General features: G+C 46.6%; 20 protein-coding genes and 1 pseudogene. 12 read left to right on the top strand and 9 right to left on the bottom strand.

Annotated features, from left to right (window positions below):
- Positions 1-24: 24 nt before the first annotated feature.
- The 3 genes and pseudogenes from CEQ32_RS15370 to CEQ32_RS15360 form a co-directional block, all read left to right on the top strand.
- Positions 25-399 (top strand): annotated as a pseudogene (locus CEQ32_RS15370) (GreA/GreB family elongation factor); the annotation flags it as partial.
- A 129-nt stretch (positions 400-528) separates the two neighbouring features.
- The gene (locus CEQ32_RS15365) at positions 529-2,895 is read left to right on the top strand and encodes a Tex family protein (protein WP_088586362.1); all 2,367 of its coding nucleotides are present in this window, start codon (positions 529-531) and stop codon (positions 2,893-2,895) included.
- 215 nt (positions 2,896-3,110) lie between these two features.
- Positions 3,111-5,084 carry an LTA synthase family protein gene (locus CEQ32_RS15360; RefSeq protein WP_088586361.1) on the top strand — a complete coding sequence of 658 codons (1,974 nt, stop codon included), beginning with the start codon at positions 3,111-3,113 and terminating at the stop codon, positions 5,082-5,084.
- A gap of 57 nt (positions 5,085-5,141) precedes the next feature.
- On the opposite strand, the gene CEQ32_RS15355 is transcribed toward CEQ32_RS15360, so the two are convergent.
- Together CEQ32_RS15355 and bioH are read right to left on the bottom strand one after the other, a co-directional pair.
- Positions 5,142-5,696: a hypothetical protein gene (locus CEQ32_RS15355; protein WP_047537845.1), complete on the bottom strand. Its 555-nt coding sequence runs from the start codon at positions 5,694-5,696 to the stop codon at positions 5,142-5,144.
- A gap of 61 nt (positions 5,697-5,757) precedes the next feature.
- Positions 5,758-6,552 (bottom strand): pimeloyl-ACP methyl ester esterase BioH, encoded by a 795-nt coding sequence (gene bioH / locus CEQ32_RS15350; RefSeq protein ID WP_088586360.1) that lies wholly within the window; start codon positions 6,550-6,552, stop codon positions 5,758-5,760.
- A 25-nt stretch (positions 6,553-6,577) separates the two neighbouring features.
- Here bioH and CEQ32_RS15345 point away from each other — a divergent pair, with 25 nt between their 5' ends.
- The 7 genes from CEQ32_RS15345 (at position 6,578) to nfuA (ending at position 13,804) form a co-directional block, all read left to right on the top strand.
- Positions 6,578-7,366 carry a ComF family protein gene (locus CEQ32_RS15345; protein ID WP_192959129.1) on the top strand — a complete coding sequence of 263 codons (789 nt, stop codon included), beginning with the start codon at positions 6,578-6,580 and terminating at the stop codon, positions 7,364-7,366.
- Positions 7,367-7,537: 171 nt separating this feature from the next.
- The gene (locus CEQ32_RS15340) at positions 7,538-8,284 is read left to right on the top strand and encodes a helix-turn-helix transcriptional regulator (protein ID WP_088586359.1); all 747 of its coding nucleotides are present in this window, start codon (positions 7,538-7,540) and stop codon (positions 8,282-8,284) included.
- A gap of 2 nt (positions 8,285-8,286) precedes the next feature.
- Positions 8,287-8,964, top strand: a complete 678-nt coding sequence (locus CEQ32_RS15335) for a response regulator transcription factor (protein WP_088586358.1) — start codon at positions 8,287-8,289, stop codon at positions 8,962-8,964.
- Positions 8,951-10,195: a sensor histidine kinase gene (locus CEQ32_RS15330; protein WP_088586357.1), complete on the top strand. Its 1,245-nt coding sequence runs from the start codon at positions 8,951-8,953 to the stop codon at positions 10,193-10,195. The genes CEQ32_RS15335 and CEQ32_RS15330 overlap by 14 nt, the downstream gene beginning before the upstream one ends.
- A 173-nt stretch (positions 10,196-10,368) precedes the next feature.
- Positions 10,369-11,133 carry an outer membrane protein OmpK gene (locus CEQ32_RS15325; RefSeq protein ID WP_088586356.1) on the top strand — a complete coding sequence of 255 codons (765 nt, stop codon included), beginning with the start codon at positions 10,369-10,371 and terminating at the stop codon, positions 11,131-11,133.
- A 92-nt stretch (positions 11,134-11,225) separates the two neighbouring features.
- A complete protein-coding gene (gene urdA / locus CEQ32_RS15320; protein ID WP_088586355.1) occupies positions 11,226-12,974 on the top strand; it encodes a urocanate reductase in 1,749 nt (582 codons plus the stop codon).
- Between the two features lie 251 nt (positions 12,975-13,225).
- A complete protein-coding gene (gene nfuA, locus CEQ32_RS15315) occupies positions 13,226-13,804 on the top strand; it encodes a Fe-S biogenesis protein NfuA (RefSeq protein WP_037423725.1) in 579 nt (192 codons plus the stop codon).
- Between the two features lie 66 nt (positions 13,805-13,870).
- Here nfuA and CEQ32_RS15310 read toward each other — a convergent pair whose 3' ends face one another.
- Positions 13,871-15,808: an alpha/beta hydrolase family protein gene (locus CEQ32_RS15310; protein ID WP_088586354.1), complete on the bottom strand. Its 1,938-nt coding sequence runs from the start codon at positions 15,806-15,808 to the stop codon at positions 13,871-13,873.
- Between the two features lie 77 nt (positions 15,809-15,885).
- The gene (locus CEQ32_RS15305) at positions 15,886-17,253 is read right to left on the bottom strand and encodes an MATE family efflux transporter (RefSeq protein WP_088586353.1); all 1,368 of its coding nucleotides are present in this window, start codon (positions 17,251-17,253) and stop codon (positions 15,886-15,888) included.
- A gap of 22 nt (positions 17,254-17,275) precedes the next feature.
- Between CEQ32_RS15305 and CEQ32_RS15300 the strand changes: the two genes are divergently transcribed.
- Entirely contained in the window at positions 17,276-18,322 is a 1,047-nt protein-coding gene (locus tag CEQ32_RS15300) for a polysaccharide deacetylase family protein (RefSeq protein WP_088586352.1), read from the top strand.
- A gap of 15 nt (positions 18,323-18,337) precedes the next feature.
- Here CEQ32_RS15300 and CEQ32_RS15295 read toward each other — a convergent pair whose 3' ends face one another.
- The 5 genes from CEQ32_RS15295 to CEQ32_RS15275 form a co-directional block, all read right to left on the bottom strand.
- Positions 18,338-18,967: an SCO family protein gene (locus tag CEQ32_RS15295; RefSeq protein WP_192959171.1), complete on the bottom strand. Its 630-nt coding sequence runs from the start codon at positions 18,965-18,967 to the stop codon at positions 18,338-18,340.
- Between the two features lie 42 nt (positions 18,968-19,009).
- Positions 19,010-19,912, bottom strand: coding sequence for a heme o synthase (gene cyoE, locus CEQ32_RS15290; RefSeq protein WP_088586350.1), 903 nt, complete (start codon positions 19,910-19,912; stop codon positions 19,010-19,012).
- Positions 19,913-19,914: 2 nt separating this feature from the next.
- On the bottom strand, positions 19,915-20,988 hold the full coding sequence (locus tag CEQ32_RS15285) for a COX15/CtaA family protein (RefSeq protein ID WP_088586349.1): 1,074 nt from the start codon (positions 20,986-20,988) through the stop codon (positions 19,915-19,917).
- Positions 20,988-21,533 carry a hypothetical protein gene (locus CEQ32_RS15280; RefSeq protein ID WP_055647003.1) on the bottom strand — a complete coding sequence of 182 codons (546 nt, stop codon included), beginning with the start codon at positions 21,531-21,533 and terminating at the stop codon, positions 20,988-20,990. The genes CEQ32_RS15285 and CEQ32_RS15280 overlap by 1 nt, the downstream gene beginning before the upstream one ends.
- Positions 21,534-21,600: 67 nt before the next feature.
- On the bottom strand, positions 21,601-22,512 hold the full coding sequence (locus CEQ32_RS15275) for an SURF1 family protein (protein WP_192959128.1): 912 nt from the start codon (positions 22,510-22,512) through the stop codon (positions 21,601-21,603).
- On the opposite strand from CEQ32_RS15275, the gene CEQ32_RS15270 reads away from it, so the two are divergent.
- Complete coding sequence (locus tag CEQ32_RS15270) at positions 22,457-22,687, top strand: DUF2909 family protein (protein ID WP_055647005.1); 231 nt, start codon at positions 22,457-22,459, stop codon at positions 22,685-22,687. The genes CEQ32_RS15275 and CEQ32_RS15270 overlap by 56 nt on opposite strands.
- Positions 22,688-22,689: the final 2 nt, after the last annotated feature.

The following is a 22,689-nucleotide window of genomic DNA, read 5'->3' as shown; positions in this document are numbered from 1 at the left end:
GTATGATGTTGTTAGGGGAGCTAATACACTTATAATAAAAGGCTTTTGCGTCAAATAGATAGTCGTGTTCGCTATTTGGTTAAGCGCCTCGAAGAACTCAAGATTGTCGACTATTCTCCGCAGCAGGAAGGCAAAATTTACTTTGGCGCTTGGTTTGAGCTTGAAAACGACGCGGGTGAGCGCGTGCGTTATCGGATTGTCGGTAAAGATGAGCTCGATACTAAACTGGGTTATATCACTATTGATTCCCCCATGGCGCGGGCGCTTATTGGCAAACAAGTTGATGATGAAGTGGTGGTGCAAACGCCCTCTGGCCCAAAGACATGGTATATCAACGAAATCCGTTATACGCCGTTCGACACCTTGCTTGACTCGGCGCTCGCGGACGAGGGGGAATAAACCTCGCGAGATCAAACTCTCGGCGATTTTCAGCGGCAAATCGCTCGCATCATATGAAACAACGACTGCGCCTGTGGTATCTTGGGCGTAATTAGGATTAATCAAACCGTTAGGCACGATACTTTATTTATGCAGACTATTGCCCAAATTATTGCTCAGGAACTCAATGTTCGTGAGCATCAAGTCACTGCCACCATAGATTTGCTCGACAATGGTGCCACTGTTCCCTTCGTCGCCCGTTATCGTAAAGAGGCGACTGGTGGTTTAGACGACACCCAGTTACGTACGCTGTTCAGCCGTTTAGGTTATTTGCGTGAGTTAAATGACAGACGGCAGGTGATTTTATCCAGCATTCAAGCACAGGGTAAATTAACGCCTGAGCTGCAACGGGAAATCGAAGGCGCCGATAGTAAAACGCGTCTCGAGGATCTGTATCTTCCCTTCAAACCTAAGCGCCGCACTAAGGGCCAAATTGCCATTGAAGCGGGATTAGAGCCGCTGGTCGAAACCTTGTTAGCGGATCGCAATGCCGATATTGAAGCATTGGCTGCGGGTTATCTGAATCTAGAAGCGGGTTTTGCCGACACCAAAGCGGTATTGGAAGGTGCCCGTTATATCCTAATGGAGCGCTACGCCGAAGATGCGGAATTACTGCGTAAAGTTCGCGAACATTTAAGCCAAAACAGTGTGTTAGAGAGCCGCGTTATCGCTGGCAAAGAGAAGGAAGGTGCGAAGTTTCGCGATTATTTCGAGCACAACGAACCTTTGGCAAAAGTGCCATCTCACCGCGCTTTAGCGATGCTCCGTGGCCGTAATGAGGGCTTTCTGTCGTTATCGATGAATGCCGATCCCGGTGCAGAGGCCGGTCAAGGCAGTTATTGCGAAGTCATCATTAGTGACCATTTAGGTTTAAAGCTGGGCGATAGCAGTGTGGATCAGTGGCTCAAAACGGTCGTTACTGCCACATGGCGAATTAAAATTGCCCTGCAAATGGAAACCGAGTTTATCTCGCAAATGCGTGAGCGCGCCGAAGCGGAAGCCATTAACGTATTTGCCCGTAACTTGGGTGATTTGCTGATGGCCGCGCCAGCGGGCGCCAAGGCAACCATGGGCTTAGACCCAGGTCTACGTACTGGCGTTAAAGTCGCCGTGGTGGATAACACGGGTAAGTTGGTGGCACACACCACGATTTTCCCCCATGCACCACAGAATTTATGGGACAAGTCGATTCGTACCCTGGCCAACTTAGTGCAAATGCATAAGGTAGAGTTAATTGCGATTGGTAACGGCACCGCCTCCCGTGAAACCGATAAATTAGCGGCTGAGTTGATCGCCAGCCTCAAGGATAGCCAACCACAGCTGACCAAAGTGATGGTGAGCGAAGCGGGCGCCTCGGTGTATTCCGCATCAGAGCTGGCGGCGCTGGAATTCCCTGAGCTAGACGTTTCGATTCGCGGTGCGGTCTCAATTGCCCGTCGTTTACAGGACCCATTAGCGGAACTGGTGAAGATTGAGCCTAAGTCTATTGGCGTTGGTCAATATCAACACGATGTGAGTCAAAGCCAGCTTTCTAGCTCGCTCGAGGCCGTGGTCGAGGATTGCGTAAACGGTGTGGGCGTGGACTTAAACATGGCGTCTGTGCCTTTGCTATCGCAAGTTGCAGGTTTAAATAAAACCTTGGCCAAAAACGTGGTGGATTACCGCGATGCCAACGGCGCCTTCAAAAATCGTAAAGAGCTGTTAAAAGTACCGCGTTTAGGCCCTAAAGCCTTTGAGCAAGCTGCAGGCTTTTTACGTATTCGTGACGGCGATAATCCATTAGATATGTCAGCGGTTCACCCCGAAGCCTATTCGCTGGTCGAAACGATTGCCAAGACCAAACAAGTCGATGTGGCCAGCCTTATCGGCAATTCAGAATTATTACGCAACATCAAACCGCAGGAGTTTACGACTCCTGAGTTTGGTCTGCCGACAGTGACCGACATCCTTAGCGAGCTAGATAAACCTGGCCGCGACCCCCGTGGCGAGTTTAAAACCGCTAAGTTTAAAGATGGGGTTGAAGAGCTTAAGGATCTGAAACCTGAGATGATCCTTGAAGGCGTTGTCACCAACGTGACTAACTTTGGTGCCTTTGTGGATATCGGCGTGCACCAAGATGGTTTAGTGCATATCTCGTCATTAACCGACAAATTTATTACCGATCCCCATACCGTGGTCAAAGCGGGTGATGTGGTAAAAGTGAAGGTGATGGAAGTGGATGTGGAGCGCCGCCGAATTGGCCTGAGTATGCGTCTGGATGAGGCGATTGATCAGAGTAAGTCGCAAACTCGCGCGCCAGTGCAGGGTAAGCATCAGGGTAGCAAGCCGAATCAGCACAAGGCGTCACAACATAAATCATCACAACCTCAGTCTGGGCGGTCAGCACCCAAGCCAGCCCCTGTCAATGCGGCGATGGGCAATGCCTTTGCTGATGCTTTCGCTAAGCTGAAAAAGTAAGTCATCTCGATGCGACTCGGGCGTTAGCATGTGCCCGAGTCGACATTTTTTACCCCTCAATCACAAAATTGTTGCATGTTTGCTACGACAGGTAATATAAAGGCGGCAATTTAATGCAACCTTAAGCCAGATCGGTTGTCATATAGCAACTTCTGGTAATTTTTCAAATTGACACTCCAAAGCTGAGTGTGCGTTTAATGTTTTTGGGGTAATACATGCAGTCAGGTTTATCTGCTGGTGGACGCAAGGGCGCCCACGGGCCCTTTCGCGTCATTCTTATTTTCAGTCTGTTAGTTCTAGCTATAGCTACCGCTAGCCGAATCGGTTTAGGCCTGTGGCAGGGCGAACGTGTAGCCGCTGTTGACGGTTGGTCGCATTTGTTGCTGCAAGGTATTCGTGTCGATATTGCAACCCTATGTTGGTTATGGGGTGTGGCTGCTTTAGGTACGGCGATATTTTCGGGCGATCATTTGATTGGCCGAGCATGGCAATGGATTCTGCGTTTATGGCTAACCATAGGCCTCTGGACTATATTATTCCTCGAAGTGTCGACGCCCGCCTTTATTGAGGAATATGGCATTCGCCCTAATCGTTTGTATGTGGAGTATTTGATTTATCCCAAAGAAGTGCTGTCGATGCTGTGGGCGGGACGCAAGCTTGAGCTGATTTTTTCTGTGGTGCTGAGTATCGCAACCCTATGGGGTGGCTGGGTATTGAGCGGTAAGTTGTGTAAAAACCTGCGTTTCCCCCGTTGGTATTGGCGCCCGGTGTTAGTCGTGCTGGTTATCGTTTTGACCCTATTGGGAGCGCGTTCAACCTTAGGTCATAGACCGATTAACCCTGCGATGGTGGCATTTGCCGATGATCCATTAGTAAACTCCTTAGTGATCAACTCCGCTTATTCTTTAGTATTTGCGATCAAACAAATGGGCAGTGAGGAAGATGCTTCTAAGGTGTATGGCTCCTTGGACAAAGATGAGATTATCAAGGTCATTAGGCAGGAAAGCGGTCGCCCTGAGAGTGCGTTTACCTCAAATGAACTTCCCTCTCTGAGTTTTAACCAAGCCAGTTATACCGGAAAGCCTAAAAATTTAGTGATCTTGCTGCAAGAAAGTCTGGGAGCCCGTTTTGTGGGGAGTTTAGGTGGTTTGCCGTTAACGCCAAATATCGATGCCCTCTCACAGGAAGGCTGGTATTTCGATAATCTCTACGCCACTGGCACACGCTCTGTGCGCGGAATTGAAGCTGTTACGACTGGTTTTACCCCTACGCCAGCCCGTGCGGTGGTGAAATTAGGCAAGAGCCAGACGGGTTTCTTCAGTATCGCTGAATTGTTAAAAAATCACGGCTATACCACCCAATTTATCTATGGTGGTGAGAGCCATTTTGACAATATGCGTAGCTTCTTCCTCGGGAATGGTTTTAGCGACATTATTGATCAGAAGGATTATAAATCTCCTGCGTTTGTCGGCTCTTGGGGTGCTTCTGATGAAGATTTAATGCGTAAGGCAAATAGTGAGTTTGAGCGTCTGCATAGCGAAGGTAAACCGTTCTTTAGTTTAGTGTTTAGCTCGAGTAACCACGATCCATTCGAATTCCCCGATGGCCGTATTGAGCTGTATGAGCAACCTAAACAAACCCGTAATAACGCGGCAAAATATGCTGATTATGCGATTGGTGAGTTCTTTAAGCTGGCCAAAAATGCCGACTACTGGAAGGACACCGTCTTTATTGTGGTAGCTGACCATGACAGTCGAGTCGGTGGTGCGGATCTGGTACCAGTATCGCGTTTCCGTATTCCTGGGTTAATCCTTGGGGATAATGTTGCACCAAAACGCGATCACCGTATCGTGAGTCAAATCGACTTACCGCCAACCTTGTTATCTTTGATTGGTATTTCGGACTCTTACCCTATGTTAGGGCGTGACTTAACTCAGGTCAGCGATGATTGGCCTGGGCGTGCACTGATGCAATACGACAAAAATTTTGCGTTGATGGAAGGCAAGGATGTGGTGATCCTGCAGCCAGAGAAAGCGGCGCAAGGTTTCCAATATGATGAAAAAACTGAGCACTTAACGCCTTATGCACCCGCGGCGCAGGCGCTAGAGAAAAAGGCCTTAAGTTGGGCCCTGTGGGGCAGCTTAGCCTACCAGCAAGAGCTGTATCGCTCGGGTAACTTGAGCAAATAACCGCATAAAAAATGCCGCTTAATCAGCGGCATTTTTATTTCTACACGCCATAACCCATCAAATCCATGACGACATGGCGGGCTCGGCCTCTGGTTGAGTCTGTTGCGCATAATATTGGCTAATACGTTGCCCAACTTGTTGATAAAACTGAGGTGACTCCCCTTGTATAGGTTGACGAGCGGCGCTGGTATTGGTTTTTGCATTAGTATTTGTTGGCGGAGTATTGTTTTGGCCAACCTTTAAGCGAATATCCTTGCGTTGCAAGGCCGCAGGACCTCGGACTGGCACCCTAAGCGTTTTAGGAAGTGCGCGATCAGCAGCCACAACTGGAGCTTGTTTTTCTTGCTGTTGTTGACTCTGTTGCTGCGAGGATTGCTGTTGCTGCTGCTTTTGTTGAACTTGTTGCTGATTTTGCTCAAGTAATCGAGCCTGTTGCTGAGCTTGGTCAGCAGTACGTTCATTTTGCGGGTTAAAGGCGCGTTCTTCATGGCCTTTAGTCGCAGCCTGAGGTGGGATTACCACTGGTTTTAGCTGATTGTCGACCCGAGCCGAGTCCGTCGCGACATTCGTGGTCGCTAGCGGAACTTGGGGGTAGTTACTGACAAGCAGCATGAAAAATTCCTTGTAGCCTTAATGGTTAAATACTAGCCACTAATTGCACAAAGATAAAGCATTAGTCCTTGAATTGTGCCAACCAAGGTAAGAGTGCTTGTAAGAATTCTTGCCTATGTGACACGAATGGCGCGTGGGATGCTTTGGCGAGCATCACATCGGTGATGTGGCTTGCTGTTGGCATTTTAGGTTGGACGCGTTTGGGCACGAGTCCATCAAGCCTGCCCCAAATCCGTAGCCAAGGTTGGCTGATGCTCGATAACTGCGGTCTCAGATCAACTTGATTCAGCATATCAAGGCCTTGAGTTAATGCCGCAGCATCGGGAAGTGGGCGAGCTAAGACTAAATCCCGTAGCTGTTTGATATCGTCTTTGGCAGTTTCACTGCCCATGGCCTGAATTGCTAAGAAGCGCTCAATGGTTTTTGGTAAATTTTGCCCAAGCTGTTCGCCAAACATACTGAGTACTTGTGGCGGGATACCGGGCCATGCTTCTTCTTCCCTTGCCATAAAACAGGGAGAAGAGGCGATAGTGACTAACCCTTTAATTTGCAATGGATAGCGAATGGCAGCTTGAGTTGCCACTAAACCGCCCAGCGACCAGCCAGCCCAAATTGCATTGGCGGGTAAGCGATTGATTAACGCATCGACCCAAGCAGATAAATCGCCCGCTATCGGTTGGCTTAAGCCAAAACCCGGCAGATCGACATAGTGCACTCTATACTCAGACAGTTGCTCATGCAGCGGCGTAAACACGGCGCTATTAACCCCCCAACCGTGGATCATCACCAGATCTGGCCCTTGGCCAATGGTTTCGATATGCAGTTGGGGATGATGAGTAGACGTTGTAGCGTTCACTAAAATACCTCAAATAGGATGTTGTATGTCGGGCGATAGCAAATGGATTTGGTCGCAACAGGGGGCGAAGCTATTACGCTTAGTCTCGCATTGGGGGCAGCGTTGCTTGGTGGGCAGTTTACCTAACCGCTGCTTACTGTGCCACCAATCCCTAAATTCAACGGAAGCAGGATTTTGCCAGGTATGCCTGCAAACTGGCTTGTATCACAGCCCCATTTGCTTAGGTTGCGGCAAATCCATGCAACTTGAGCTGGAATATTGTGGTCAATGCCAAAAGCATCAGCCGCGAAAAGTCATCGCTCCTTGTAGTTATCATCAAGGCTTTGGCCCTTGGATAGCCGCTATCAAATATCAGGGACAACTTGCCGCCTTACCCCTATTGTGCCAAGCCTTAGTAGCGCGCGTTGGTCAGCTTGAACAGCAAGGATTAATCACTCTACCGCAGGCCATAGTACCAGTACCTTTACACCCCAACCGATTAAGGCAACGCGGATTTAATCAAGCTTGGCTTATTGCACATGAGTTATCGAAGCAGCTCTCGCTCCCTCTGATCAGTGACGGATTGGTTCGGCTGCAAGATACCCGCCCACAAGCTGGACTCAATGGCGCGCAGCGGCGACGAAATCTACAGGATGCCTTTGAGTTAAATGCCGATTTTGCCTATCAACGGATTGCGTTAGTGGATGATGTGGTGACGACAGGCACGACGGTTGCGGAAATCGCCCGTTTATTTGAAGCGCGATATGTGCATGTTCAAATATGGTGTCTTGCACGAGCCGAAGCGCCAGGCTTGTTGGAGGCAATCGACTTATAGTTAGCAAAGATCGTTGCAGTTTAGCGTTACGAACGTCAAAACTATGTCAAAAAAACGGGATGTAAAAAATAACTTTTAGTTTTGAGATCAAATGTAAGTATATGTATCTATAAGTTTTGTTTGTTGCTTGTATTGAGATACCTTCTAATCATATTTTGTTTGGGGGTATTTATGGACGCTAAACGGGCGCTATCAAATGCCAATACGGCATCGACATTACAAGACGTTATTCAAGCGATAAGTACTGCTTTGAAACCGCACGGTTTTAGTGGATTCTGGTTTCAAGGGGTCGCACATTGTGCGTATGAAAACTATCACTTTCCAAAAGAAACCAACCTGTTCTCGCAAGCCTCGCTGCGTAAACCCACTGCCAGCGTAGCTTCATCCCCAAAAGTTGCCCAATTGCAGCGTTTTTATTTAAGTCAGATTGCCGCTAGTGACTTTAATTTTGGTTTTTCGTTAGATACATCAAAATCTTATATGTATCGTTTGTCGTGTGAGAAAAGTGACAAGGCCTGCCGACTTTTCAATAAACACCATATTCAGACCGTATTAAGTTGGCCCGTTGGATGCCATAGCAATCGACATTGGGTGGGGCGTTTTATCCTGCTGAGTCATCTGGATGATTCGGGTATCCAATTAACGGATTTGAGCGCGACCTTAAAGGATGCCCAAAACAAGCTATTTGAATGTAATAAGTCATTGTTTAATCCGTTTCTTCAAAGTTCTCTACTGAAAGATAATGCGAGAGATATCTTAGTTATGGTCGCAAACGGCCTGCAGAATGATGAAATTTCAATCCAGCTCCCGATAAGCATTAGGGGAGTTGAATATCATATGGAATCAATGCGTAGGAAGTTTGGGGCGACGAATAGAGCAAACTTAATTCATCTGGCCCATCAATATGAGTTGATCTAAATATGTTGGTATTACTGGTTGAAGACAATCGGCTTCTTTCTAACAACATCATCCAATATCTTGAATTGAGTGGCATAGAGTGTGATTACGCGTTCAACCTAGCGCAAGCCGAAATATTGATCAGCCAGCAGCAGTTTGACGCCATTATTCTCGATCTTAATTTACCGGATGGTGATGGCATTGAGGCGTGTGAACGCTGGAAAGCACAGTGCATTCCCTCACCAGTAATCATGTTAACTGCACGTAGTAGTCTGAATGATCGCTTGAGTGGTTTTGCTGTTGGCGCGGACGATTATTTAGTCAAACCCTTTGCGATGGAGGAGCTGGTCGCGCGGCTAAAGGTGGTTGCCCAGCGCCGTCCCGCGCCCCAAAGGTTGGCTATTGGTGACCTAGAAATCGATTTTGCAAACCACATGGTGTATCGGCAAGGGCAACTGCTGGTTTTGTCTAAAACCGGATGGCAGATCCTGGCTTTATTAGCGCGTCGTAGTCCAGAAACCGTGAGTAGAGAAGAGATTGAGCGAATGCTTTGGCCCGACTGTGCACCAGATAGTGACAGCTTGCGCAGCCATATTCATCTTTTGCGCCGAGTGATCGATCGCCCCTTTGAGCGGCAAATATTACATACAATTCGTGGCGTTGGCTTAAGCCTTAGGGATGACATCAATGCAAGCGCCTAAATTTAGCCTTAAGCGTAGCTATCAAGTGTGGGGAGTGATTTTTCTATTAATAACCTTAGGCGTGAATAGTTTTATCCCGCTTTGCATGATGTGTGCAGGTATGATTTCTATGCATGAAGTCACAATGCATAATGCAGGGCAAGCAGCCGAAGCATTACTGAAGGTGGCGCAGCCAACTCAGCAACCATTACAGCATCAGCCGATTCTAAAAACCGATAACTTAACCGTCTATTCTCATTGGCTAGATATTCCGCCACACATTCGTGAGTTAAGTCACAATGAAGTCTTAACAGATGCGAGCAAAATTCGCTATGAGCATGCAGAAGGCCCCATTGTTAACGCGCTGAGTGTGTACTACCCCCAAGCTGGCCAGCCGCTCTACGTTTGGCTGCAGTTTAGTGTTACCCATGACTTGCAATTTGCCCCTAAAAACATGACGGCCATTTTGCTGCTAGTGCTGATAACCTTCTGTGCCAGTGCAAGCTTAGCGTTTTATATGCAAAGCAAAGTGATTACGCCTGTGCATCAAATTAGCCATGCGATTAAGCAGCATGACTGGGAAGCCGGAGGCAAACTGAGTTTGCCGCAACAAGAATATGCTGAATTAAAAGCTATTGTTGATGCTTTAGATAACTCGATTTTACAGCTTCAAGAGGCTCAGCAACGCGAACTTAATTTTTTACGCTTTGCTAGCCATGAGTTAAGAACGCCAGTTGCCATATGCCAATCTTCATTCGAAATCCTCGCATTACAACAAGGTGAGCTTACAGGGCCAACGCTGTATGCTTCCCAAGCGACCAATCAAATGAAGTCACTCATTGAAACCTTACTGTGGTTGACTAATAAAGAGTGTTCCAGCTTAGAAAAGGAAAACGTCGCGTTATCGCCTTTACTTGCCAGTATTATCGAGGAGCAGCAACGGGTTCATGGTCATGAGCAAAAAATTCAATTATTTTCTGACGATACTTGTTTGCCCGTTCAACTTCATCCGCTAAAAATAATATTAAGCAATTTATTAAGGAATAGTATTGAGCATGGTGGGATGGATATTAGCATTACTCAAGATGGTTATTATGTAGAAATAACTAATTCCTATAATAGTAATGGTCACCATGGATTTGGTTTAGGGCTTTTACTGGTGAAGCGCCTCGCAAATCAACTGGGTTGGATTTTTACTAGCTCATCTAAAAATAATTTATTTACCGCTAGGTTAGAAATATCTAACAATTAAATAATTGGAGTTGTAATTTTACTGCATAAAACCACACACTTTTAAAATGCAAAAGCACTGTCGTGCTTAGATCACATAGTCATCATATTATTCGTAGTAACGTTATTATATAAAGTTTACTGGTTGGTAGGTATTTAAAAATACTTCCTAGAATACATGGTTGAGAGGGTTCTATGTGTAAAAAAAGTGTGGCATCTATTTTGGTTAGTACAATAGTATTTAGTGGTTCAGTATGTGCTGATGTGAATAAAACTAGCGTGGATTTAGGTTATAAGTTTTATACCAGTGACGCCAAACATGATAACCCAGGTGTTTTTAATCAGCCTTTTGTAAAATTGAATCATTTGGGAATTGCTGATTGGGGGACTTACTTTGCTAATCTTAAGCTCGAAAATCCTGCTGAAATCGCGGAAAATCAGAAGCACCTTGATGGCAAAACTACCATTAAGTCATTATTGATACTTGAAAATAAGCTCGGAGAATCGCAGTTCAACTTTTGGACTCAGAACTTTATCTCTGCGAGTGAAACGCTAGTGGAAGATAATATTTATTTAGGTGTTACCCATAATGCAAAAATTCAAAATCTATCACTCAACTATGGGGTCGGTTTAAATTATACCATTGGTAGCTTTTCCCCTACCTCTGAGAAGTTTAACGACCTGTCAGGTTATGCAGTAGTTTTAAATGCAAAGTATCCGTTTGAATTACTAGGGTTTAAACATAGCTTAAGTTTGAATTATGAGGCGCAAATTGATAGAGATAAAGCGCATCAAGCATTATTTTCATATGACAGCTATGGCCATCAGATAATCACAACATTACAAACAAGCCTCACTGATTCAATTTTTTCAAAAATATATGTCACTCATTATGATAGCTGGGGTTCACAATATAATGATGGGATTGAATACGGTGTATCTGTTGGTTATCAGTTTTAACGGTTTGTCAAATAGATTGAATTTTTAATAAGTAGAATCTCATTTAATTTGGTGTTGTTCTATTTTTCATCAAAAATAATAAGGGAATTGTAATGCAATATAAAAAATCCATTATTGGTATTGCTGTCACTGCAACAGTAATTATTGCTGGCTGTCAAGTGACCCATCAAATAGTAAAAAGCCAGGGAACCGCTCAAGGTAAGCATGGCGAAGTGCAGGTCGAAACCACATTTAAAGACGGACATATTGTTGCGATTGATGTACTCAAGCAAAAGGAAAATAAAGTCCTTGCTGGCGCCGTATTTAAAGATGTTAAACAGGCAATTATTGATAATAACTCTATCGAGGTTGACGGTATTGCTGGCGCCACCGTAACGTCTAAAGCGCTTAAAGAAGCTGTGGGGAAAAGTATTGAAGCCGCGGGAGTTACTCTTGTTGCAACGGCTTCTGCTAAGAAAAGTGAGGCGTTAACTCCTGCAGAATATACCTATGATGTGGTGATTATTGGCTCGGGTGGAGCAGGTTTTAGCGCGGGTTTAGAGGCGAAAGCTGCGGGTCGCTCCGCTGTTATTATTGAAAAAATGCCAATTATTGGCGGTAACTCATTGATCTCTGGTGCTGAGATGAATGTGGCCGGTAGTTGGGTGCAAAAAAATATGGGGATTACCGATAGCAAAGAGCTGTTTATAAGCGACACGCTAAAAGGTGGCGATTTCAAAGGTGATCCTGAAATGGTTAAAACCATGGTCGATAATGCCGTCGGTGCAGCAGAATGGCTAAGGGATTACGTCAAAGTAGAATTCTACCCAGATCAATTATTTCAGTTTGGTGGACACAGCGTTAAACGGGCATTAATCCCTAAAGGTCATACTGGGGCTGAGGTCATTAGTAAGTTTTCGATTAAAGCTGATGAAGTCGGTTTACCGATCCATACCAACACTAAGGCTGAAAAGTTAATCCAAGATCAAACGGGTCGCATTGTGGGTGTAGAAGCGACACATAATGGCAAAACCATCACTTACCATGCTAAGCGCGGTGTTGTGATTGCGACGGGTGGTTTCTCCTCTAATATGGAGATGCGTAAGAAATACAATCCAGAACTCGACGAGCGTTATGGTAGTACAGGCCATGCGGGCGGCACTGGTGATGGCATTGTAATGGCAGAGAAAATTCACGCAGCGGCTAAAAACATGGGATATATCCAGTCATATCCTATTTGTAGCCCAACCTCGGGCGCGATTGCCTTGATTGCAGACTCTCGTTTTTTTGGTGCGGTGTTAATCAACCAGAAGGGTGAGCGTTTTGTTGAGGAATTGGAGCGCCGAGATGTGATTTCGCATGCCATTCTAGCCCAGCCTGGCCGCTATACTTATGTGCTTTGGAATCAAGATATTGAAAACGTTGCCCATACAGTTGAAATGCATCAAGGTGAACTGAAGGAATTCACAAAAGACGGGTTAATGTATAAGGTCGATACCCTAGAAGAGGCTGCTAAAGTCTTTAATATTCCTGAAGATAAGCTGTTATCAACGATTAAAGACGTTAATCACTATGCCGCGACAGGAAAGGATGAAGCCTTTAATCATCGCTCAGGATTAGTCGATTTAAGTAAAGGACCTTATTGGATTTTAAAAGCGACACCTTCTGTGCACCATACGATGGGCGGCCTTGTAGTTGATACACGTACTCGTGTACTTGATGAACAAGGAAAGGTGATTCCGGGCTTGTTTGCTGCGGGTGAAGTGACGGGTTTAACCCACGGAACCAATCGTCTCGGTGGTAATGCTTATACAGATATCATTGTTTTTGGCCGTATCGCGGGACAAGAAGCTGCAAAATAATTTGTCTTTTATAGGATCTTTTTAGCGACTCAATTGAGTCGCTTTTCTTTTTATTAATGCTTGTTTACTCATGCATAATGCTGATGTTTAAGTGTTATTTATAAATTGCTAAATAAGGCTTGAATCGTGATCACTATGGCAAAAATCCATAAACTTGCGTCCAAGGGGACTACAAAGCGCGAGTGACTAGGAGTATCATACGGCTAATTCTTACTAAAACACTCAGGTATCCCCTGACGGAGCTGGTTTCCATGATTACGATTTCCGATGCGGCTCAAGCCCATTTTGTAAAGTTGTTAGCAGATCAACCTGAAGGCACTCATATTCGTGTATTTGTGATAAGCCCAGGTACCGCACAAGCTGAGTGTGGCGTGTCTTACTGTCCACCTGATGCCGTTGAAAGTGATGATATTGAATTAGCATTCAATGGCTTTAGCGCCATGGTAGACGAAAAGAGTGCACCTTTCTTAGAAGAAGCCTCAATTGACTTTGTGACCGATCAATTAGGTTCGCAATTAACCCTTAAAGCGCCAAACGCGAAAATGCGTAAAGTTGCGGGTGATGCGCCTTTAGTGGAGCGTATCGAATACGTGATCCAATCAGAAATCAACCCACAACTAGCAAGCCATGGCGGCAACATTATGTTGGTGGAGATCACCAAAGAAGGCGTTGCGGTATTGCAGTTTGGTGGCGGTTGTAACGGTTGTTCGCAAGTGGATATCACCTTAAAGGATGGTATCGAAAAACAACTGTTAGATATGTTCCCTGGTGAATTAACGGGTGTGCGTGACGTAACCGATCACCAACACGGTGAGCACTCTTACGCTTAATCTTTTGAGTTGAGCTAAATAAAAAAACGCGACCTTGAGTCGCGTTTTTTATATTTGGCTTTGATGCTACAACTGAGTTTTTAGGTTATCTGCTAAAAACTTATCCAGCGCCTTAAAGGTGGTTAATCTGTGGTCATTGTTACTCAAATAATGGTCACCATTTTCAAGCTCAATATATTCGACGTTTTTCTTACGAGATTTTAGCTCGTCAAACATTTCGCGGCTGTGTTGTACCTTGACCACTCGGTCCTTATCGCCATGCAGTAGTAATACTGGGATGGTGATCTTATCGGCTTTGCTGATGGGCGAGCGTTCATAGAGGACGTTAAAGTCATCGCCAATTTGTTCTTTGACGACTTCATAATTGGTAAAACGGCGACTGGATTTTACCAGGTAAGCCACGTCTGTCACCCCAGCAACACTGACTGCGCAGCGATACAGTTCGGGTGTCATTGCGGCGCCCATGAGTGCTGCATAACCACCATAACTCGCGCCGACAATACAGATACGTTGCGGATCGCTAATCCCTTGATTGATTAGGTAACGCGTGCCATCTTCCACATCGTTTTGCATTTCGAGCCCCCAGCTTTTTAGGCCGGCTTTCATAAACTCATAGCCATAGCCTGCTGAACCCCGAAAGTTCATTCTGAATACTGCGTAGCCACGGTTGGCAAAAAACTGTGCCCAATAATCGAAGTCATTACTGTCGTAACTAATGGGGCCGCCGTGGGGGAAGATAATGGTTGGCAGTTGCTTGGCTTCGAGGCCCTTTGGCACTGTCAGGTAAGCATCGATTTTGAGTTTATCCCGCGCTTCGTAGCTTAAGTATTGCGTGTCGGCGAGTTGCTCGCTGCTGAGCTTGCTATATCTCTCAGCAATCGGAAACAGCGCCTTCTCATCCCTATCGCCAAAGTAATAGGTGCCGGGCTGAGTTGAGCTGGTGGAGTAGACGATATAGCGGCGTTCATTGGCGCTAAATTGGGTGATGTAGTTGTGGGCATTGGGTAATACCGCTTTCAGCCCATTTTGTAGGCCCGCATATTCAGGATCCCAAAAGGTATACTCTTCGCCATCGCCTTCACTGATCCCAATAACTTTTTTCTTTAATTCTGAATAGATGAGATCGCCTTCGACATCGGTATTTTCGTTGGCGTACACCAGCTCCTTGGTGAGCTTAGGATCAGTTAAATTCACCTTAAAGATAGCTTCAAATCCTTGGTGATAGGCGCGTACGTACAGAATATTCGGGTCGGCATCAAACCCCAGTGGCCAGACACTCTCTTCAGAGAAAGCTTTAAAGCTCCAAAGCAAGCGAGACTCTGCTTTTTGTTCGGGCTGTTCGTAGATGCGGTATTCAGTATCATCGTTATAGATGGAAATTCGGACCTTGTGCTGCCTGTCGGTAACCCAGCCGATGATATTACGCTTAGCATTTTGAATGTAGGAAGACTTTCCCTGTGACAGATTGACTTTGAGTACGCTGTCTTCCCCTACATTTTGGCCCATGCCATCAAGGGATAGCAGAATATGTTCCGAGTCATCTGGCATCAGATCGATAATTTGCCCTTGATGTTGGGGTATCCAACTGAGTCGATCGATAACACTAGGAGCAAGTACACTCGAAGTCTTTCGTGTGGTTAAATCGTACTTAACTAGGCGGGTTTCGGTTGTTGGTGTTCCATAACGATTTGCTGGAAACTGAGCTTTTATTAACAATGTAGTATTGTTTGCCCACCTTAACGACAGCATTACAAATTTTTGGTTATCAGTATGAACTGCAACGTCTTTTTCACCCGTTTCTAAATCGAGAATGCTGACAACGGTTCCCTTGAGTTTAGGTTGTTCGACACGAACAATGGAGGCAATTTTTTTACCATCGGGTGACAATTGCACAGAGCTGACATCGGGAATACTAGCAAAAGCCTCGACGGGAAGTTGTGGTACCGTTTGGGCAAGCAGTGGCAGGCTTAGCCACAGGAGCAGTAGAGGTAAAATCCTTTTCATTTTATATCACATTTATATTACAAAAGTTGTGCGTATATTAATCGGTCAAACCTAAGTAAGCTACTGTCTTTACTGAGTTAACTAACAATAAATGTCTTACTAAAGCGATAATGTGCTGCAAGGGTCAGGCTACGCGTTAACATAAAGGCTGTCATGGCCGCCCACAGAGCATGGTTAGCCTGCTCAGAAGGCAATAGCGATTGTAGTAAATACCATGTCGGAAAGAAGGCGCCAAATGTCGCAATAATCATGCTATTACGCATCACTTTACCCTGCGCCGCACCGATATAAACACCATCAAATAGGTAAGAGCTAAAAGACCAAAGCGGTAGCAATACCAACCAAATCAGATAAGTCTGTGCTGTGGTTCTGACCTTATCAATACTGGTCAACAGTTCGATAATATGGCTTCCCCAAAGGCTAAAGATCAGTGTAAACCCAACTGCTGTGATGGCAGACCAACACCAGGCTAGCACCACGGCTTCATGCAATTGCTGCGCGCGCTTTTGACCATAGGCTTTGCCCACTTCCGCCTCGGCATAATAGGCGATGCCATCGAGGGCGTAGGAGATTAATAGCAGTAAATTTAATAACACTGCATTGGCTGCGACGGTATTGTCCCCAAGGCCTGCACCGTGAAAGGTCATAAAGGCGAAGGCAGCTTGCAGGCATAGGCTGCGGATAAAAATATCGCTATTGAGTTTGAGCAGTTTGCCGTAACCGGCAAACGTCAGATGGACATGCAATTGGTCAAATTTAAATTGAGACGACAGCTTAAGCTGTTGTAATACCATGTAGAGCGCAACGCTAAAGGCGGTGATATCGGCACATACTGAAGCGAGTGCTGCGCCTTTTACGCCCCAGCCGAATCCCATTACAAACAGTACATCGAGGATAATATTGGCTAAGTTGGCGAGGATAAGCTGCCACATCGCCGCCTTGGGTTGTTGCCGGCCAAGGAGCCAGCCGAGCATAACTAAATTGAGTAGGGCGAATGGCGTCGACCAAACGCGGACTTGAAAATATTCTCGGCAATAACGCTCCACTTCCGCACTCGCCTCGGAGAGGCCGAGCGCTAAATTCAATATCGGGAGCTGCAATAGGATCACCGCGATACCCAGTCCAGTCGCCAGCATCGCGCCTTGAACCAGCAATTTTAATTGGCTCGCGGTATCGTTTGCGCCATAGGCCTGTGCGACTAAGCCTGTGGTCGCCATTCGTAAAAAGCCTAATAACCAAATGATTAATGTGATAATCGTTGACCCGAGTGCAACGCCCCCTAAATAATAGGCGTCACTCAAATGCCCGATGACGGCCGTATCGACCAATCCCAACAGCGGAACCGTGATATTGGAGAGGATCATCGGCAGGGCAAGCGCGAGCAGCTGGCGATTCTTGGTGCCATTCAACAGGAGCGCGAGTGCGGTGGATTTTGTGGTAGTCATTGATTTCAGAGGTATTCACATTATGGTTAAACGTGCGTTATTGGCACTCTTCGGGTTGATGACTTTTTCGGCCCATGCTGTGGTCATTTTACAGTATCACCATGTGTCAGAAACCACGCCGGCGGCGACGAGCGTCACGCCTGCACAATTTCGTGAGCAAATGCAGTTTCTGGCGGACGATGGTTTTAAGGTTATTCCCTTATCCCAAGTGGTTGAGGCGATCAAAAACAAGCAAGATTTACCCGCCAAAACGGTGGCGATCACCTTCGATGATGGTTATCGCAGCATTGCGACCACAGCGCACCCTATCCTAAAGGAATTTGGTTTTCCCTACACCCTATTTGTGGCGATTGAGCCGATTAAACAAAAGTTTACCGAGATGATGACCTGGGATGAGCTGATTAAGCTTTCCAAGGAAGGGGCCGACATTGCTAACCACAGCTGGGCCCATGAGCATCTGATCCGCAGGCTAGACAATGAATCCCAAAGCCAATGGCTGGCACGAATTAAAGCCAATATTCAGGACACCGAAAATGCGATTCGCGAGGCAACGGGGCAGAATTTTAAAATGCTGGCCTATCCCTATGGCGAATACAATCAAGCGATTCAAGACATGTTGACCGAAAACGGCTTCGTTGCCTTTGGCCAGCAGTCAGGGGCGGCGGGGCCTTATTCGCCACTCACGGCGCTGCCGCGCTTCCCTGTGGCGGGGCAATATGCGGATTTAAAGAGCCTAAAAGCCAAGTTATACAGTCTCAATATGCCGGTGCTTGAGCAAACACCTAGCGATCCTGAGCTTAAGGGCGGAAATTGGCGCCCCGAGCTTAAGGTGAAGCTCGATATGAGCGATATTTCGGCCAAGCAAGTGATGTGTTATATCCAAGGGCAAGGCGCTAAAACACCTACTTGGTTAAGTGAAAACGAGTTTAGCATTCAAGCCGATTTAGCCTTGCCAGCTGGCCGCTCGCGCTACAACTGTACGGCACCAAGTAAGACGCGCAATGGTTTTTACTGGTTTTCTCAGCCTTGGGTGAGACCCAAAGACGACGGTTCTTGGGTCAAAGAATAGTCTCATCTGCGATGGCTATTTAGGTTTATAGCTGTTGACGATTTTATCGAAGTCGCTGATTAAGGCCTCGTTTAGAATCTGAGGCGCTTTACCTAAGGTGACTGCGGGTTTAAACACCGCTACCCGCGTGCCTTGAGGGGAAACCAGCACATAGCCCGCACTATGATCGACCTGATAATTTTCTCCTTCACCTACCATAGCGTAGGTGAGCCCTAGGCTGCGGGTGAGGGGGAAGATTTGGGTTTGCTCACCCGTCACCGCCTTAAACTCAGGATTAAAGAAATTTACATAGGTGAGGAGTTTATCTGGGGTATCCCGCTTCGGATCCACGGATAAAAACACGATTTGAATGGGCGCAATTTTTTTCAGCTCAGGATAGGCGGCGACGAGTTTGTTTAAGGTGGTCGGGCAGATATCGGGGCAGTAAGTAAAACCAATAAAAAATAGGCTCCATTGGTCTTTCAAATTCGCATTGGTAAAGGGTTGTTGCTGTTGATCGATAAGCTCAAAGGGCGCTAGCTCGAAGGCCTCTGGAAACAAAAAACCACTCTCTAACTCAACGGGCTTAGGTGGATTGAACTTCACTGCAAATAGCCCTCCCAATCCTATTAATAGAATCGCTATCACTAAGATCTTGTTGGAGATTCTTTGTTGCATATTTTGTCCTTTGACCACGCTCGTTGCACATTAAGCCCAAAGATAGTGGTCGAGCAGTAATGCCATAAATAACAACATTAAATGATAAATCGAAAAACGAAACACCTGCATCGCCAGCCCTTCGCTATCCTGATACTTTAACTGCCACGCTTTATAAATAAACCCGGTGCTGAGCAAGCTTGAGCACACAAAGTAGAGCGGTCCACTCATCCCGACTAACACAGGCAATAGACAAGCTATCGCCAGCAAAATCGTATAGAGCAAGATACAGGTCTTAGTAAATTCTACCCCATGGGTCACGGGCAGCATGGGAATATCCACTTTGGCATATTCTGCGCGTCTGTGAATTGCCAGTGCCCAAAAATGCGGCGGCGTCCACAGGAATATGATGATAACGAGCAATAGCGCATGACCATGGAATTGATTCGTCACCGCCGTCCAGCCCAAGAGTGGCGGCATTGCGCCCGCTAAACCGCCAATGACAATGTTTTGTGGTGTGGCCCGTTTTAAATAGGCGGTATAAATCAAGGCGTAACCAATCAAGCTGGCAAAGGTCAGCCAAGCGGTGAGCGGATTAGTAAAAACATAGAGGATCACAAAACCTAGGCTGCCTAAGAGTGCCGCGAACAACAACGCCCTCGTCGCCGAGACTCGGCCCTTGGGCAGCGGACGGTTATAAGTGCGTGCCATCATGCCGTCGATTCGCCTATCAATCAGATGGTTTAAAGCGGCGGCCGATCCCGCCATCATGGCGATACCTAAAAGTCCTGCGACCAAAGGTTGTACGGGTAATATCGTTGGCATGGCCAAGCACATGCCGACTAAGACGGTGAGCAGCATTAAAGCCACTACCTTAGGTTTGGTCATCTCGAAATAGGCACGCCAAGCCACATTAACACTAGGGTGACTACTGATTGAGAGCGGTTTTGCCATGGTTAAACCCTCGATGTTGAAGATGGCTTATGCCAAAGAAAATAGTTAATTGCGACTAGGGCGAGTAGCAATAATGCCGCGCCGCCATTGTGGGAAACGGCAATCCCTAGTGGTAAATGCATCACCACGTTTGAAATCCCTAAACTGACTTGCAGTATCACTAAGGCGACCAACAACAGGCTTAGGGCCTTGAGCTGAGTGCTGAAAAATAATTGATAGGCGAGCAACAACAATAGGCTGGCGGTAATGATGGCGCCAATGCGGTGGGCGATATGAATGGTCATGCGGGCATGGTAATCCAATACGCCAAATTCAAAGCTTGGGTGTTGCCCTTGGAAAGGGGAAAACGCATCGGCAATAGCGAGGTTGTCCATCCAATTACCTTCACAAATCGGTAAAGCTGTGCAGGCGAGGGCCGCATAGTTGGAGGAGGTCCAGGCGCCGAGCATGATTTGGCCGATAAGCACCAGCAGACTCAACAACGCCAGTTTCGGCAAGTGTTTACTCTGGCCAATGAATTTAAGGCTCGTGCCAATCCGAGAACCATGGGCGCCCTTAAATCCTGCATCCACAACATGCTGACTGTGAATATCAGCGGTTTCGAAAATTCGCTTGGGTCGTGTTCGCAGATACAGCAATAGCAAGAGTGAGAGCAAGCTAAAGCCGCCAATTAAATGGGACATCACGACAATCGGCATGAGTTTCATCGTCACAGTCCACATCCCCAACGCTGCCTGAAATATGATGAGTAACACTATGGCCAAAGGCAGTTTTTTGGGAGCTTCGGATGTTTTTAGGCAGAGAATAAAAACCAGTAAGACGAGGATGCCCAAGGCGCCCGCAATATACCTGTGGATCATCTCGAGCCAAGCTTTTTCGGGATGGATATCGTGGTCGGGAAATAGGGTTTGGGCATGGGAGATCTCATGGTCGTGGGTGGGCACTTTGATATGGCCGTAGCAACCGGGCCAATCTGGGCAGCCAAGTCCTGCGTCCGAGAGCCGAGTGTAAGCCCCCATTAAAATTACTAACAGGGTAAAGACTATGGTGACGCGGAGGAGCCAAGTCAGTTGCATTAGTCTACCCTCGATAGTTTCAATAACTTACGGAGATCCGCGACCAAGGCCTTACCCTGAGCTAAATGTGCCGCCTTGCCTTGCACTTGGGGGTAACGCAGCACGAGTGCGCCGAGTGGATCGACAATAATCAGCTGTTGTTGGTCAAGCCATTGACTGAGGCTTTGGCTGGCGGGCTGAGTGTTGAAGTTAAAGCTGGTTAATGCGTTTAAGTCACTGTCTGGATTCACCAGAATAAGCGGTTCGACACGAGCCTGATCTGGCCCTAAGGCGGTATGACTCTGATGCAGGATATACAAGCGCTCGCGGCAAGCTTCATCGCACTTTGCGGGCAATAAATACAGTAGTTGCCATTCCTTAGGCTGAGGATTGTTAAGGCCAAGACTGGTATAACTGGTTTCTGGGCTGATGAGCTCACCGTGGTTGGTGGAGCCGCCTTGATACCAATGCATGCTCAGCACTAACTTAGCGATGACCACAGGCGCGATAAAGGCCAGTAGCAATAACCCCAATGCGCGGTATTTGGCTGTTTGTTGGGAGTCCATATTTGCTCCTCTTATTGTCCCTAATGCTTTGTTTTATTGTTTTTTATTAACATCTTGCTGATATCTGTCACTCGGTCTTAGTCGCCTCCTTATCGGCTTGATGCCGTTGTCGTGATTTTTTGAGGTATTTCAATGCTTGCCAGCCCATCAACCCCGCAAACACTGTTGCCATGGCAAACCATTGCAACGCATAACCCCAATGTTTTTCGGCAGAGAGGGGAAAAGGCTGCCAAGGGTGGGGTAAGGCCTGCGCGGGTTGTAATTGGGGTAAGGCATCGGGTTGTAACACCGCGGGCAGGATAGGATGTCCTAACATTTGTGCCATTTCGGGTAGATTAAGATTTTGAAACCGAATCCGTTCGCCTTGTTCCGTGGTGAAGGGGTCTGCCAATAAGTGATGGCTTAAGGGATTAATCTGTTTTTGATAGAGGCGGCCTGTAAGAACCAGTTCACCGACTATGGGGCTGACTTCGGGCAGGGCATCTCGGTGGGATTTAGCGGCGATAAAGCCGAGTTCGAGTAACAGCCAAGGTTGCTCGCGATGATTTGTCTGATTTTCTGACGTTATTTGCAGTAATTGAAAGGCGAGATAGCCCACTTGCCCTTGATAGACCTGATTGTCGAGTAACCAGATTTGTGGATTAACGGGGCTGGCTTGAACCTCAAGGCGATAGCCAGTAACGCCACCTTTGGTCAATTCAGCTATGAGCTGTTCAGGATTGAGTGTGGCAGCGGATTGTCTTGCCTCCATTTGTGCGAGTAGTTCGGTTTTTTTAACTGCCCTATCCATTTGCCACAAACCTAGCTTGACCAAAACCACGAATACCACCACAGTCAATATCAGTAGTAACGACACTCCCCTATGCAACCAAATATATCTTGGTAACCAAATCAATTTGGTCAGCAAAACATAAGGATAGCGTATGAACATCCCGCTCATTTTTAAGTGTGTTTTAGTACTGCTGTTGCTGTTTATCATTTTTAACCTAGGCAGAGCCTTAATTATTATGGTTAAAGGTGACGACCAAACCGCTGAACACCCAGTGCCAATGAGCCGCTATTTGGGCCGTAGGGTGATATTTTCTGTACTGGTTATCCTGCTCTTGCTGGTGGCTTTAGAGACTGGACTGCTTGGTCTTAATCCCACGCCTTAAGT

Origin of the sequence: Shewanella sp. FDAARGOS_354 (assembly GCF_002209245.2) — a bacterium.
GTDB classification, from domain to species: Bacteria; Pseudomonadota; Gammaproteobacteria; order Enterobacterales; family Shewanellaceae; genus Shewanella; species Shewanella xiamenensis.
The sequence above is the reverse complement of the archived record's forward strand: the minus strand, read 5'-3'. Positions and strand labels throughout refer to the sequence as shown.

What these genes read in the sequence shown, in the direction of transcription:
- CEQ32_RS15365 (WP_088586362.1), top strand. Translation starts at nt 529, where the DNA reads ATGCAGACTATTGCCCAAATTATTGCTCAGGAACTCAATGTTCGTGAG.
- CEQ32_RS15360 (WP_088586361.1), top strand. Translation starts at nt 3,111, where the DNA reads ATGCAGTCAGGTTTATCTGCTGGTGGACGCAAGGGCGCCCACGGGCCC.
- CEQ32_RS15355 (WP_047537845.1), bottom strand. Translation starts at nt 5,696, where the DNA reads ATGCTGCTTGTCAGTAACTACCCCCAAGTTCCGCTAGCGACCACGAAT.
- CEQ32_RS15345 (WP_192959129.1), top strand. Translation starts at nt 6,578, where the DNA reads ATGTCGGGCGATAGCAAATGGATTTGGTCGCAACAGGGGGCGAAGCTA.
- CEQ32_RS15340 (WP_088586359.1), top strand. Translation starts at nt 7,538, where the DNA reads ATGGACGCTAAACGGGCGCTATCAAATGCCAATACGGCATCGACATTA.
- CEQ32_RS15335 (WP_088586358.1), top strand. Translation starts at nt 8,287, where the DNA reads ATGTTGGTATTACTGGTTGAAGACAATCGGCTTCTTTCTAACAACATC.
- CEQ32_RS15330 (WP_088586357.1), top strand. Translation starts at nt 8,951, where the DNA reads ATGCAAGCGCCTAAATTTAGCCTTAAGCGTAGCTATCAAGTGTGGGGA.
- CEQ32_RS15325 (WP_088586356.1), top strand. Translation starts at nt 10,369, where the DNA reads ATGTGTAAAAAAAGTGTGGCATCTATTTTGGTTAGTACAATAGTATTT.
- urdA (WP_088586355.1), top strand. Translation starts at nt 11,226, where the DNA reads ATGCAATATAAAAAATCCATTATTGGTATTGCTGTCACTGCAACAGTA.
- nfuA (WP_037423725.1), top strand. Translation starts at nt 13,226, where the DNA reads ATGATTACGATTTCCGATGCGGCTCAAGCCCATTTTGTAAAGTTGTTA.
- CEQ32_RS15310 (WP_088586354.1), bottom strand. Translation starts at nt 15,808, where the DNA reads ATGAAAAGGATTTTACCTCTACTGCTCCTGTGGCTAAGCCTGCCACTG.
- CEQ32_RS15305 (WP_088586353.1), bottom strand. Translation starts at nt 17,253, where the DNA reads ATGACTACCACAAAATCCACCGCACTCGCGCTCCTGTTGAATGGCACC.
- CEQ32_RS15300 (WP_088586352.1), top strand. Translation starts at nt 17,276, where the DNA reads ATGGTTAAACGTGCGTTATTGGCACTCTTCGGGTTGATGACTTTTTCG.
- cyoE (WP_088586350.1), bottom strand. Translation starts at nt 19,912, where the DNA reads ATGGCAAAACCGCTCTCAATCAGTAGTCACCCTAGTGTTAATGTGGCT.
- CEQ32_RS15285 (WP_088586349.1), bottom strand. Translation starts at nt 20,988, where the DNA reads ATGCAACTGACTTGGCTCCTCCGCGTCACCATAGTCTTTACCCTGTTA.
- CEQ32_RS15280 (WP_055647003.1), bottom strand. Translation starts at nt 21,533, where the DNA reads ATGGACTCCCAACAAACAGCCAAATACCGCGCATTGGGGTTATTGCTA.
- CEQ32_RS15270 (WP_055647005.1), top strand. Translation starts at nt 22,457, where the DNA reads ATGAACATCCCGCTCATTTTTAAGTGTGTTTTAGTACTGCTGTTGCTG.
- CEQ32_RS15275 (WP_192959128.1), bottom strand. Translation starts at nt 22,512, where the DNA reads ATGATAAACAGCAACAGCAGTACTAAAACACACTTAAAAATGAGCGGG.